General features: G+C 52.1%; 13 protein-coding genes. 2 read left to right on the plus strand and 11 right to left on the minus strand.

Annotation, left to right across the window (positions count from 1 at the left end; genetic code table 11):
* Position 1 precedes the first annotated feature (1 nt).
* From dusB to BJJ97_RS06665, 5 genes are all read right to left on the minus strand, one after another.
* Positions 2-967 (minus strand): tRNA dihydrouridine synthase DusB, encoded by a 966-nt coding sequence (dusB, locus tag BJJ97_RS06645; RefSeq protein ID WP_039482411.1) that lies wholly within the window; start codon positions 965-967, stop codon positions 2-4.
* A gap of 358 nt (positions 968-1,325) precedes the next feature.
* The gene (locus BJJ97_RS06650; protein WP_095993435.1) at positions 1,326-2,060 is read right to left on the minus strand and encodes a carbonic anhydrase; all 735 of its coding nucleotides are present in this window, start codon (positions 2,058-2,060) and stop codon (positions 1,326-1,328) included.
* Positions 2,061-2,238: 178 nt separating this feature from the next.
* A complete protein-coding gene (gene prmA, locus BJJ97_RS06655; RefSeq protein WP_095993436.1) occupies positions 2,239-3,123 on the minus strand; it encodes a 50S ribosomal protein L11 methyltransferase in 885 nt (294 codons plus the stop codon).
* A 17-nt stretch (positions 3,124-3,140) separates the two neighbouring features.
* Positions 3,141-4,592: a sodium/pantothenate symporter gene (gene panF, locus BJJ97_RS06660; protein ID WP_095993437.1), complete on the minus strand. Its 1,452-nt coding sequence runs from the start codon at positions 4,590-4,592 to the stop codon at positions 3,141-3,143.
* Positions 4,582-4,824, minus strand: coding sequence for a YhdT family protein (locus BJJ97_RS06665; RefSeq protein WP_039482401.1), 243 nt, complete (start codon positions 4,822-4,824; stop codon positions 4,582-4,584). Before BJJ97_RS06665 ends, panF begins: the two co-directional genes overlap by 11 nt.
* Positions 4,825-5,475: 651 nt before the next feature.
* Here BJJ97_RS06665 and BJJ97_RS06670 point away from each other — a divergent pair.
* Together BJJ97_RS06670 and leuA are read left to right on the plus strand one after the other, a co-directional pair.
* Positions 5,476-5,904, plus strand: coding sequence for a TOBE domain-containing protein (locus BJJ97_RS06670; protein WP_095993438.1), 429 nt, complete (start codon positions 5,476-5,478; stop codon positions 5,902-5,904).
* A 472-nt stretch (positions 5,905-6,376) separates the two neighbouring features.
* Complete coding sequence (gene leuA / locus BJJ97_RS06675) at positions 6,377-8,047, plus strand: 2-isopropylmalate synthase (protein WP_095993439.1); 1,671 nt, start codon at positions 6,377-6,379, stop codon at positions 8,045-8,047.
* Here leuA and BJJ97_RS06680 read toward each other — a convergent pair.
* From BJJ97_RS06680 to msrP, 6 genes are all read right to left on the minus strand, one after another.
* On the minus strand, positions 8,037-8,798 hold the full coding sequence (locus BJJ97_RS06680) for an AraC family transcriptional regulator (RefSeq protein ID WP_095993440.1): 762 nt from the start codon (positions 8,796-8,798) through the stop codon (positions 8,037-8,039). The two genes, leuA and BJJ97_RS06680, sit on opposite strands and share 11 nt — an antisense overlap.
* 157 nt (positions 8,799-8,955) lie before the next feature.
* Positions 8,956-10,299, minus strand: coding sequence for an acetyl-CoA carboxylase biotin carboxylase subunit (gene accC, locus BJJ97_RS06685; protein ID WP_095701277.1), 1,344 nt, complete (start codon positions 10,297-10,299; stop codon positions 8,956-8,958).
* Positions 10,300-10,310: 11 nt separating this feature from the next.
* Positions 10,311-10,778: an acetyl-CoA carboxylase biotin carboxyl carrier protein gene (gene accB / locus BJJ97_RS06690; RefSeq protein WP_039482387.1), complete on the minus strand. Its 468-nt coding sequence runs from the start codon at positions 10,776-10,778 to the stop codon at positions 10,311-10,313.
* 24 nt (positions 10,779-10,802) lie between these two features.
* Positions 10,803-11,255, minus strand: a complete 453-nt coding sequence (gene aroQ / locus BJJ97_RS06695; RefSeq protein WP_039482384.1) for a type II 3-dehydroquinate dehydratase — start codon at positions 11,253-11,255, stop codon at positions 10,803-10,805.
* 254 nt (positions 11,256-11,509) lie between these two features.
* The gene (gene msrQ / locus BJJ97_RS06700) at positions 11,510-12,109 is read right to left on the minus strand and encodes a protein-methionine-sulfoxide reductase heme-binding subunit MsrQ (protein WP_095993441.1); all 600 of its coding nucleotides are present in this window, start codon (positions 12,107-12,109) and stop codon (positions 11,510-11,512) included.
* Between the two features lie 47 nt (positions 12,110-12,156).
* Complete coding sequence (gene msrP, locus BJJ97_RS06705) at positions 12,157-13,158, minus strand: protein-methionine-sulfoxide reductase catalytic subunit MsrP (RefSeq protein WP_095993442.1); 1,002 nt, start codon at positions 13,156-13,158, stop codon at positions 12,157-12,159.
* Positions 13,159-13,204: the final 46 nt, after the last annotated feature.

The raw sequence follows: 13,204 nt of genomic DNA on the forward strand, positions 1-13,204 counted from the left end.
TTTACGCAAGATTTTCAAAATATGCCTTCAACGCCTCCAGCTGCTCGCTGGCATCCTCAATGGCGTTGAATGTGCGCCTAAACTGGTCGTTTGGGGCATGTTCCTGGAGATACCAGGATACGTGCTTACGAGCGATACGAAATCCCTTGCCTGGACCATAAAAGTCGTGCAATTCCCGTATATGCTCGATCAACAAGCGCTTAACCTCTGCCAACGGCATTGGTGCCAGCAACTCCCCTGTGTCCAGATAATGCTGGATTTCCCGAAAGATCCAGGGTCTTCCCTGAGCGGCTCGTCCTATCATCAGGGCGTCAGCCCCGGTGTAGTCAAGAACCGCTCTGGCTTTATGCGGGTCTGTAATGTCGCCATTCGCAATAATAGGAATGGAAACGGCCTGCTTAACTGCCCGAATGCTGTCGTATTCGGCGAAACCATTGAACAGGCACGCACGGGTGCGTCCGTGAATGGTTAACGCCTGAATGCCACAGTCTTCAGCCAATTTGGCAATTTCTACACAGTTGCGGTGCTCTGGTGCCCAACCGGTTCGGATCTTCAGTGTTACCGGTACGTCTACCGCTTTCACTACCGTAGAGAGGATTTGTTTGACCAAATCCGGATACTGCAACAATGCAGATCCTGCCATCTTGCGGTTCACCTTCTTCGCCGGGCAGCCCATATTGATGTCGATGATCTGTGCGCCGAAATCAGCATTAATTCTCGCTGCCGCCGCCATCTCATCGGGGTCACAACCGGCAATCTGCACGGCCCTGATACCCGGTTCATCGCTATGGACCATTCGCAAACGCGACTTGTCTGAACGCCACACTTCCGGATTGGAAGAAAGCATTTCAGACACGGTCATTCCAGCGCCCATCGCATGACAGAGTGCTCTAAATGGGCGATCGCTAATACCAGCCATTGGGGCCGCTATCAAGCGATTACTAAGCTGAAATTGTCCAATGTGCATAGACAAAAATTGACCATACTGTGCCTGCAAGGGCGCGTATATTACGCATTTTTTACGTCAGATGAAAGGCCAAACTTTGACCAATTTACGGCTATCGATCAATGAAAATGCACTTCATAAAGCCGTATAAAAATATTATTCATATTTAACAATTAGTTATATTTTTATGTCGATTTTTTGTGCTGGGAAATAATCATCTGTTTACAGAATTTTATCTGCAAGCGCGGTCATTTTTGGTGAAGATACAGCAGCCTATCAATGCTTTATCAGTGAAATGCGTTGGTTAATATGGCAAAAAAGGGCGCTGATTGACCTGAGGCTGGCCGACAGAACAGTCTGACCAGCCTCGCGGAGTGGCTTAATGGATGATGATTCGGCCATTAAGCGGCTGTGTGGGGCGGTTATTGGCGTGATGCATGACCGAGCGGAACTGGTTTATCTGATCGGCAGAGGCAGTGACGGGGTGATCCAGCACGAGCCAGCGAATGCCTTCTGAACACGGTGGCGTGGTGAGCGACCCGCTAAACCGATAGTAGTTTAATGATGTCGGTAATAGGCTCTGAATCGCGATCGGCGTGCGCACGTCCTCCGCCTGATTAACCTGAGCCGGAATCTGCTGCCATGTCGTGGCTAACGGCAGATTGGCTTCTCCTTCCTGAAACATCAACGCGATAACGGTAAGCGCGCCAGCGGCGTCTTTATAGACAAAATGGCCTTCCAGCGGGAACTGTTTACCATCAATTTCATTCTCGCTCGGTGCGTGAAAGTGAAACTGCTGCAAGGTGAATGTCTCGTTATCCAATACCAGCGTATTCCCCGAGCCAACGTTAACCTGAACGGTATGCCCGTTGTTGATAATTTGCTGTGTCCCAGACTGGAAAGCTAACTGTAGAGGGTCGTGCTGGGCATCCAGCGCTTGCCGGATATTGATGGGAGATTGGTTTTTACCGGTTTCACACAGCGAGAAGTCTGGAGACAGCTTTCCCCAGTGTGCCGGATCGCCGTTGCCTTCGTAGCCCCAGTGCACCGGATCGGCTGCCAAGGCGGAAGAGCAGACGGATAGCATCAATACGATAGAGAGTTTACCTTTCATTTTTCATCCCTTGAAAATAATGATATGGCATCGTTGAGCGCCGGGCGCAGGTGACGTCCAGTCGCTTGCCGAGCTGCATCATACGCCTGTTTATTGGGATCAATCGTGAGATATAGCAGGAAGAAAGGTGCCCACCGTTGCACATACGGTGGGCGGGACTAGCGGGATGACGTTATGACTATGCGCGGCGTTGGCCGGTAATGCGGCACCATTCTTCGTGTTCAGCCACTGGGTCAAGCGTGAACTTGTCTGCGTACGCTTCTGCGACGCCTTCAGCCTGCGTAGCCAGCACACCGGACAGGCCGAGGTGACCGCCTGCTTTTGGCAAATCGCTAATCAGCGGTGCCAGTTCGCGCAGCGGGCCAGCAAGGATGTTGGCAACGACGACATCGGCAGACAGGTCGGTAGGCTGGTCTTTCGACAGATAAAGCTCAAGACGCTCGGAAACACCGTTGCGCTGTGCGTTATCGCGGCTGGCCTGAATCGCCTGCGGATCGATATCAATCCCGATAGCGCGTGCTGCACCCAGTTTCAGGGCGGCAATCGCCAGAATGCCGGAACCGCAGCCGAAATCGATGATGGTTTTCCCTTCCAGATCCAGCCCGTCGAGCCATTGCAGGCACAGCGCGGTCGTTGGATGGGTGCCGGTGCCAAACGCCAGACCCGGGTCGAGCATCACGTTGACGGCCGTCGGGTCAGGAATGTCACGCCAGCTTGGGCAAATCCACAGACGTTTGCCGAACTGCATCGGGTGGAAGTTATCCATCCACTCGCGTTCCCAGTCTTTGTCTTCCAGCTGTTCGATCTTGTGTTTAAAACCGACGCCCAGCAGCGGTTCTTGCTCCAGCATCGCGATAACCGCGTTCATATCGGTTTCGGCATCGTACAGCGCAATCGCGTCGGTATCGCCCCACAGGCGGGTCTCGCCCGGCAGCGGTTCGAACACGGGCGTATCGTGCGTATCCTGAAACGTAACGGATACCGCACCGCTTTCCATCATGACGTCACCCAGTTGTTCAGCAACCTTTCCTGAGGTGTTTATTTTTAGTTGAATCCACGGCATAGCAGTCTCTATTACATTTAAAGTGAAGATGAAGCGGCAACCGGCGCTGGTGGATTATGACCAAAGCGGTTGCCAATAATAAACGCCATCAGGCTGAGTAACAGCGATGGCACAATCGGGTGATATCCAGCCAGCTGAAGATTGAAACTAGCCAGTAAGGTATAGCAAATCGCCCCGGTGAACATGGCGCTAAGCGCGCCCGCGGCATTCGCGCGTTCCCAATACAGACCCAGCACCAGCGGCCACAGGAACACCGCTTCCAGCCCGCCAAACGCCAGCAGGTTCAGCCAGATGATCATATCAGGTGGCCGTAAGGAGGCCAGCAGCACCAGCAGACCCAACAGTAGGGTGGTCATGCTGGACAGGATCTTGATGCGGCGTTCGTTATGGATCTGCTGCGGGCGTACGCTGAGATAGAGATCTTTGACGATCGTGGCGGAGGCCTGAAGCAGATGCGCATTAATGTTGGACATGATAGCGGCCATTGGCGCAGCGAGAAAGATCCCAGCGGCCAGCGGCGGTAATACGGTGACCATCAGGGCTGGTAACACCTGATCGGGAATGGTCAGATCTGGCATCACGGCGCGGCCCAGCGCACCGGCCAGATGCATGCCCAGCATCAGAATGCCGATGACGATCGTGCCGATGATAATCCCACGGTGTAGCGCCTTGCTGTCGCGATAAGAGATACAGCGGACGGCGGTGTTTGGCAGGCCGATGACGCCGAAGCAGACCAGCACCCAGAATGAGGCCATAAACGGCATCGACAGAATACCGTTGCTGCCCTGCGGCGACACCAGCATCGGGTCAATCTGTTGCAGCTTATCTACTGCGCTGTGCAGGCCGCCGGCGGCATAGATCACGCCCACCAGCAGGATGACGGTGCCGATTAGCATCACGATGCCCTGCATCGCATCATTGAGCACGCTGGCGCGGAAGCCGCCAAACGTGGTGTACAGCGCAATGGTGACACCGAAAATCAGCAGGCCGATGTCGTAAGGAATGTTCGCCGCGGTTTCCAGTAGGCGTGCGCCGCCGATGAACTGCACGGCCATGGCACCGATAAACGCGACCAGCAGGCTGATACTGGCAAACCACACCAGCAGCGGACTGTTGTAGCGGGCGTACAGCATGTCGTTCAGCGTGATGGCGTTGTAGCGTCGCGCCAAAATGGCGAACTTTTTCCCCAGAATTCCGAGCGATAGCAGCATGGTAGGAAGCTGGATCATCGAAAGCAGCACCCAGCCCAGCCCGTATTTATACGCGGCACCCGGCCCGCCGATAAAAGAGCTGGCGCTGACGTAAGTGCCGATCAGCGTCATCGCCAGGACAAACCCGCCCATTGAGCGGCCGCCGAGGAAATACTCGTTAAGAAAGTTACCCGCCTGACGGCGACGGTACGCGTAGACCGACAGCCCGAACACCAGCAGCAGATAGCCAATCAGCGGCAATAAAATTTCAATTTGCATCGTCACTCTCCAGTGAGATATCGCGGAAAATGACGCGCACCATCAGCCAGCACAGCAGCGTAAATACGAGCGGTAGCAGCAGGCAGGCCATCTCAAACCAGTGTGGAAGGCCGGTGATCCCTTGTGTGTTGTCTGGCAAATAGGCGGCAAGCACCCAGGCCAATAAATAAACCAGCGTCAGGCCAAAAGCCCAGCGGGCCTCTTTGTGCGCCTGAGGAAAGCGTGTATCCATGTTCTGCTCCACCGTAAATGGGAGAATGGGTATTGTTATGAACGTCATGATGACGAAAGCGGGAATTTTACGGCATGTGGGCCAATTGACTAGTAAGAATTACGCCATCAGCGTAAAAGCCAGCCGTGGGGGTAATGCTAATCGTTGAAGAATCGAGATACCGGGGCTACCACGGTGTGAGGCATCCCTGCGGGAACCTCATCACCGTGTTTCCCCTAAATCCAGAAGTAAGTGAGCAGCATTCAACTGCGGGAGCGCATTGTCTGGCAGAAAAAGCCTGCTTTGCGATAATAGATGTTAAAAGGAAGTACGACGGGTCTATTTCGGTCTGGTGAGTCACAGAGCAAGACGGAAATAGAATCTACCTCGCCACAAAATAATACTAAATGAGTATCTTGGCTTATTGATCTTGAGGTAATTGGCGAATGATGGACGTCACATCGCATAATTTTCTCAAGAGAACGTTTACTATGAGGCTATTATTTATCGTCTGCTATTCCAGCGTGGAATAGTTGCGATATGAAAGGAAAGTAATAATAGCGCCAACGATATTGGCTCTGTTGTGCATCAGGTAATTATCGTATCGCGACTTCCTGCTGCCTGAATTATGTAGTCGTTACTTTATGTTAAAAATGAACCAAAGGAGTCGTTATGTCAGTTTCAGCAAGAAATCAGCTTTCGGGTGTTGTGTCTTCCATTGTTGAGGGTGCGGTAAACAATGAAGTCGCATTGACCCTGGAAAGTGGGGATAAGTTAACGACGGTGATTACACGAGCCAGTTGTCAGTCTATGGACCTGGCCGTTGGCAAACCGGCCATTGCGTTGGTGAAAGCCCCTTGGGTCATTCTGGCATCAGCCGAATGTGGTTTGAATTTCTCTGCCCGCAATCAGTTTCACGGTAAGGTGAGTTCCGTTACGAAAGGTGCCGTCAACTCGACGGTGCAACTGCTGACTGCCGGTGGGTTGACGCTGACCTCAACCGTTACCAATGAAAGTCTGGAAGAGATGAACATTGAGGTGGGCAGCGAATTAATCGCGCTGGTTAAAGCATCCAGTATTATTCTGGCTACCCGGAAATAATTGCCGATTTCTTTAGCGAATGATACCGCTCCCAGCCGATAAACGACCGACCTATACGGGTTTGTCGGCTTATTTTTACCGTAAACGCTTTCTCCCTTCTGATGTATCCCCGCGTAAAATATCTCTTATTTTGCTGTTCAAATGCCCCACGTCAGGTATCACTGGAAATGTGATCTGGATGATTCGTCACTCATCATAATGACTTATTTAAATAAGCTCATCGGGATGAAATGAGAGACGCTCTGTCTCTCAGCGAAGGCCCGTTGCGATGTACGCATTATTTGGCGAGAGAACGTTTTACCACGAGCGCCAGCAGGGAGTGAGTGTGACGGTTTTTTTTCGAGGGAAAAATGTAGCAAAGGAGCCGAACGGTTTAATGATTGTCACTTTTGCGTCATCAGTTGTCACCTCCAGATGAGCGTACTCATGGCTCTCTGGATAACACTGGGGTTCCATTAAAAGGAGCCCGATCATGTTGAATAACCCTTCATCGAAATACAAAGCGCATCCACCGATTGACCTAAAAGATCGGCAATGGCCTGACAATACATTAACTCAACCTCCACGTTGGCTTTCCACCGATTTACGGGACGGTAATCAGGCGCTTGCTGAGCCGATGAATGAAATGCGTAAACTGAAATTTTGGGATCTGCTGATTGCCTGTGGATTCAGAGAGATTGAAGTCGCTTTTCCGTCTGCTTCACAAACTGATTTTAATTTTGTTCGCTTATTGATTGAAGAAAAGCGTATTCCACAGAATGTGACAATTCAGGTTTTAACGCAGGCACGAGAAGATTTGATTGCGCGTACCTTTGAATCGCTGAGTGGCGTACATCGCGCAACCCTTCACTTATATAACGCGACTGCACCGATTTTCAGGGATGTGGTGTTCCGTCAGACACGCGATGAAATTATTCAGCTTGCGGTCAATGCGACGAAGCAGATCCGTCGGTTATGTGCTGAGGCGCAGGAGACGGACTGGACCTTTCAATATTCGCCAGAAACGTTCTGCTTTACCGAGCCTGATTTCGCGCTTCAGATTTGCGAGGCCGTCGCCGATGTCTGGGAACCTGATGCGTGCCGTCCCATGATCATCAACCTTCCAGCGACTGTTGAGGTCAACACGCCCAATGTGTATGCCGATCAGATAGAGTATTTTTGCCGACATTTTTCCCGTAGGGATAAGGTCTGTATCAGTGTGCATCCGCATAATGACCGTGGCACAGGCATTGCCTGCGCTGAACTTGCGTTACTGGCTGGCGCTGAAAGAGTGGAGGGCTGCCTGTTTGGTAATGGAGAGCGGACTGGCAATGTCGATTTAGTGACTCTGGCGCTTAATCTTTACACGCAGGGAATCTCTCCTGAACTCGATTTCAGCCACATGAAGAAGGTGGTGGAAGTGGTTGAGGAGTGTAATCAACTCCCCGTCGCGCCACGCCATCCTTATGCCGGAGAACTCGCTTTTACGGCTTTTTCCGGGTCGCATCAAGATGCGATTAAAAAGGGGTTTGCAGCACGACAGCATTCGGCCTCGCCATTATGGGAAATTCCCTATCTTCCGCTCGATCCTGAAGACATCGGTTGCAGTTACGAGGCCGTTATCCGCGTAAACAGCCAGTCAGGAAAAAGCGGTGCTGCCTGGTTGCTTGAGCAAAACCATGGCCTCATCCTGCCTCGTCAACTTCAGAAGACCTTCAGCCTGCTGGTACAGAAAGCGTCTGAATCTGAGGGGAAAGAAATGTCGCAGATGGCTGTCTGGATACTCTTTCGTGAGGCTTACGGTTTAGTCGAATTACCGCCGATTCGGTTAACTAAATATACCTGCGATAATCAGCTTGGGCAGAACACAACGCTTTCCGCTGAAATCATTTTCCGGGATAAACGACTGAATTTGAAGGGCGCAGGAAACGGTTTTCTCTCTGCGGGAATGACGGCACTCTGCCGAGAGGTGAAAGCAGACCTTAATATTGTGAGCTATCAGGAACACACGTTAGGTCAGCGTAGTGACAGCCGTTCTGTGGCTTATGTGTGCTGTCAGAACCATGCGGGTGAATGTGCATGGGGTGTCAGCATTGACAGCGATGTTACCCGAGCCTCTTTGCAAGCGATGCTGAATGCTGCAGGGCGCTTGATTAGGGGTTGAAGTAATTGCCGGGTGTCACGCCCATGACTCTGCGAAACATGGCACTGAAGGCTCCCGGGTTGGCGTAGCCTAAATCAAGCGCCACTCGGGTGACTTGTTCGCCCTGTGCCAGACGCGTTAGCGCAATCAGCAAACGTGCGCGACGAACCCACTCACTGAATTGCATGCCAGTTTGCTGATAAAAATGTCGGCTGAGCGTTCTTACGCTGACGTTGACTTGCTCGGCAGCCTTGGCAACAGTCCAGGCTTCGTAGGGGGTCTGACGGACTGTATGACACAATAATTTCAGACGCTCAGAAATCGGCTCAGGAAGGCAAAAAGGAAGCGTATTCATCAAACGTATTTCATCAAGGATAAGTTCATAAATACGTTCGGTCCGACTTCCAGGTTCATACTTTGCGGGAAGTTTCAGGACATCGATGATGAGTTCGCGTAATAAAGGCGTTATCCCCACGACCTGACAGATAACAGGGAGGTCTGCTCTGGCCAGCGGTTCGACAAAAAGCACTCTGGCCTTAACTTCACCCACAATATGTAAGGCATGTGGAATATCTGCGGGTATCCATACCCCACGCGAGGGCGGAACCACCCAGAACCCCTGTTGGGTTTCAACCCGAATAACCCCGCTAAGCGTATGAATTAACTGGGCGCAACGGTGAGTGTGCCAGCTTTCATAATCCCCGTGAGTATAGTTGTGTGCGTACGGAATTAATGGTCTGCACGAGAAATCAAAATCGGATTGTTTTGTCACTCCGCACCCACCCTCTCATCCTAAAAAGATGAGATATCCTACCTCGTTTACTCGCGGGCTGCTTGTGCTAGTCAGTGTTTGCGAGTGGCATGACTACTCGAAGGCCTAAATAACAAAGGCCAGCATAAGCTGGCCTTTTGACTCGATTGCGCAATGTTTACTGCAAGCCGAGTTTCTTCTCCAGATAGTGGATGTTCGTGCCACCTCTCTGGAAGTTTTCGTCGCTCATGATCTTCATCTGAAGTTCGATGTTGGTTTTGATGCCATCGATGATCAGTTCAGCCAGCGCGTTCTTCATACGGGAAATCGCGATTTCGCGCGTTTCGCCGTAAGTGATCAGCTTGCCGATCATGGAATCGTAATACGGCGGTACGGTATAACCGGCGTAAATATGCGATTCCCAACGAACACCAAAGCCACCCGGCGCGTGGAAACGCGTGATTTTACCCGGGCTTGGCAGGAACGTGTTCGGGTCTTCCGCGTTGATACGGCATTCCACTGCATGGCCGCGAACCTTAACGTCTTTCTGCTTGATGGACAGCGGCTGACCAGCAGCAATACGCAGCTGTTCTTTGATCAGATCCACGCCGGTAATCATTTCGGTTACCGGATGTTCCACCTGAATACGGGTGTTCATTTCAATGAAGTAGAACTCACCGTTTTCGTACAGAAACTCAAACGTACCCGCACCGCGATAGTTGATATCGATACAGGCTTTGGCGCAGCGATCGCCGATATTGCGACGCAGTTCGTCCGTAATGCCCGGTGCTGGCGCTTCTTCCACCACTTTCTGGTGGCGGCGCTGCATGGAACAGTCACGCTCGGCCAGATAGACGGCGTGGCCCTGACCATCAGCCAGAATCTGAATTTCCACGTGACGTGGGTTTTCCAGATATTTTTCCATGTAAACCATGTCGTTGTTGAAAGCCGCTTTGGCTTCCGCACGGGTCATGTTGATGGATTGTTCCAGCTCTTTGTCGCTGCGCACGACGCGCATACCACGACCACCGCCGCCGCCAGAGGCTTTGATGATGACCGGATAGCCGATGCGTTTTGCATGAACACGGTTAGCGTCCATGTCGTCGGTCAGAGGGCCATCGGAGCCTGGTACGGTTGGAACACCCGCTTTTTTCATGGCGGTGATGGCAGACACTTTATCGCCCATCAGGCGAATCGTGTCGGCTTTCGGGCCGATGAAAATAAAGCCGGAGCGTTCAACTTGCTCGGCAAAATCCGCATTTTCGGACAGGAAACCGTAGCCAGGGTGAATCGCGACGGCACCCGTGATTTCCGCAGCGGAAATAATCGCTGGGATATTCAGATAGCTTTTTGTTGACGGAGCCGGGCCGATACACACGGTTTCGTCCGCCAGCAATACGTGTTTCAAATCGCGATCCGCACTGGAGTGAACGGCGACGGTTTTGATGCCCAGTTCTTTACAGGCACGCAAAATACGCAGCGCAATCTCTCCGCGGTTAGCGATAACGATTTTATCTAGCATGATAAGCCTCGTTATTCGATGACAACCAGTGGCTCGTCAAATTCAACCGGCTGACCGTTTTCGACCAGGATGGCTTTCACCACGCCTGATTTGTCGGCTTCGATCTGGTTCATCATTTTCATCGCTTCGACGATGCACAGGGTATCGCCGACATTGACGTGCTGACCCACTTCCACGAAGGCTTTAGCATCCGGGCTTGGGGTGCGGTAGAAGGTTCCAACCATTGGAGAACGAACGATGTGTCCACTGATGGCAGCCGGTGCTGCAACTGCTTCCACTGGCGCTGGTGCAACGGCGGCAGCCAGAGCAGGCTGTGGCTGCATCATTGGCGTAGCGTAAGCCTGTTGCATCATCGGGTAGTTAACCGCTGCTGGGGCACGACTGATACGTACTGATTCTTCACCTTCAGAAATTTCCAGTTCGGCGATGCCGGACTCTTCAACCAGTTCGATCAGTTTTTTGATTTTACGAATATCCATGGATGTGGTTCCGTACTCTTTTGTTTAATTGGAAGTTGACAGGCGTTTTACCGCCGTCTGTAAAGCATACTGATAACCATCTGCCCCCAGGCCACATATCACGCCTACCGCAACATCAGAAAGATAGGAATGATGACGAAAAGGCTCACGTGCGTGCACGTTGGACAGATGAATTTCGATAAACGGAATCGCGACCGCCAGCAGGGCATCACGCAGCGCAACGCTGGTGTGGGTAAATGCCGCCGGGTTAATCAGAATGAAGTCTGTGTTTCCTCTGGCCTGATGGAGGGTATCGATCAGAACATGTTCCGCATTGGATTGCAGATGGGAAAACTTCACGTTCAATGCCTGCGCCTGTGTTTCCAGTTCGCTGACAATGTCTGCTAACGTCGTACTACCGTATTTGTCGGGCTCTCGGGTTCCTAGCAGATTCAGGTTTGGACCATTCAAGAGCAAAATGTGAAACTTTTCTGCCATTGTGCTGCTATCTCCCGCGATTGACCAAGATTGCAAAAACAGTGTCGCACAAAATAGCGCGAAGCTATTCGTTTGTCACCTTTCGTGACGCAAATTGTCCGGCCCGAGAAATTAAAGTCGTGCATTATAACCATATCGTGGCAATTCGCAGCTAAATACTGGTCTTATCAGCGGAGATATTCCTGTACCAAGCCGTGAGAAGGCGTGAATCTCACTGTCGCCCATCACCCGCTTTTCCTGTGTTGCTGCGGCGTTTAGCGCCACCATTGGCGAAATTTATTATAACGAAACAGCAGCAGTATCAGCGCCGCGAGCGCATACAAAATAGGCTGCGGGGAGAGCGTTTTAACTGACCAAAGATAGTGGATAGGCGCAAGGATGGCGACTAAATAGACGAAATTATGCAGTTTTTGCCATTGCGATCCCAACTTGCGCATCATTATCTGTGGCGACGTCACCGCCAGCGCCAGCAAAATCAGCCAGCTTACGATCCCCAGCGTTAAATACGGTCGGGATATCAGCTCTTTGCCCAGCAGCGCCAGATGATCCAGACCCAACTCCAGCATTGCATAGCTCACCAGATGTAACGTCGCCCAGAAAAAGCACCACAGCCCGAGAAGGCGTCGGCAGCGAATGAGCAGCGGCTGTTTGCCGTAGCGCGCTAATGGCGTAACCAGCAGCGTCGCCAGCAGCAATTTCAGCGCCATTCTGCCGGTAAAGTGCTGGATATCTTTGGCCGGGTCAGCGCTGAACCACCCCTGGTCAACTGACAATATCAGCCACAGCAGCGGCAGAAAACCAGCCAGGTGGAGTAGCACTTTTAACCGGGTAATGTGTTGTAACGTCAGTCTCATGCTGATGTGGATTCCTATCCTGACAGGCGGCGATGGCTAGAAGTTAGCTAAAAATTGTCGCGCAGATTCAGACCGCGATACAGCGAAGCGACCTGATCGGCATAGCCGTTGAACAACAGCGTGGGTTGGCGCTCAACGTTAAGTAGCCCGCCTGAACCGATGACGCGTTCCGTCGCCTGCGACCAGCGCGGGTGATCCACATGCGGGTTAACGTTGGCATAGAAACCATATTCATCCGAGGCCGCCAGATTCCATGTGCACGGGGGCTGCTCGCGGGTGAGCCGGATATGCACGATAGATTTGATGTTCTTGAAGCCGTATTTCCACGGTGTTACTAACCGGATGGGGGCACCGTTCTGCGGCGGTAACGTCTTGCCGTAAACCCCGACGGCCAGCAGCGCTAGAGGATTCATGGCTTCATCGAGCCGTAATCCTTCGACATAGGGATAGTCGAGACCACCGCCCATGAAGCGATCTTTTTGCCCCGGCATCTGTTCCGGATCGTAAAGCGTCTGAAATGCTACGTAGCGCGCGTTGCTGGTGGGTTCGGCGTATTTAATCAGCTTGGCTAACTCAAACCCGACCCACGGAATCACCATCGACCACGCTTCGACGCAACGGAAACGGTAGATCCGCTCTTCCAGCGGAAAGCGTTTTAGCAAATCGTCGATATCCAGCGTGAGAGGTTTGGCGACATCACCGTCTATTTTAACGGTCCAGCCTTCGGTTTTTAACCCGCCGGCATTCGCTGCCGGATCGGCTTTATCCAGCCCAAATTCATAGAAGTTGTTATAGCCCGTGACCTTATCTTCCGGCGTGAGCGGCAGATCGAGTTTCCAGTCGGCGGATTGGCTAAACGTGAGCGGTTTACCCGGCGGCGCTTTGGGTTTATCACCGCCTTTAAACCAGGCCAGCAGGTCAGCCTGTGCAGAAAATGGCAGCGCGAGCGCCGCAGCGGAAATACCCAGCGCTTTTAATACGCGCCGACGCTGATAGAAGAGGGATTCCGGGGTAACGTCGGCTTCTGTGAGCTTGCGATGTTTGTGCATGTGAACTCCCGCCAGTCATTATTATTGTTGACGTAAAGTGGCGTAC

The organism is Pectobacterium polaris (genome assembly GCF_002307355.1).
Classification (GTDB): Bacteria; Pseudomonadota; Gammaproteobacteria; order Enterobacterales; family Enterobacteriaceae; genus Pectobacterium; species Pectobacterium polare.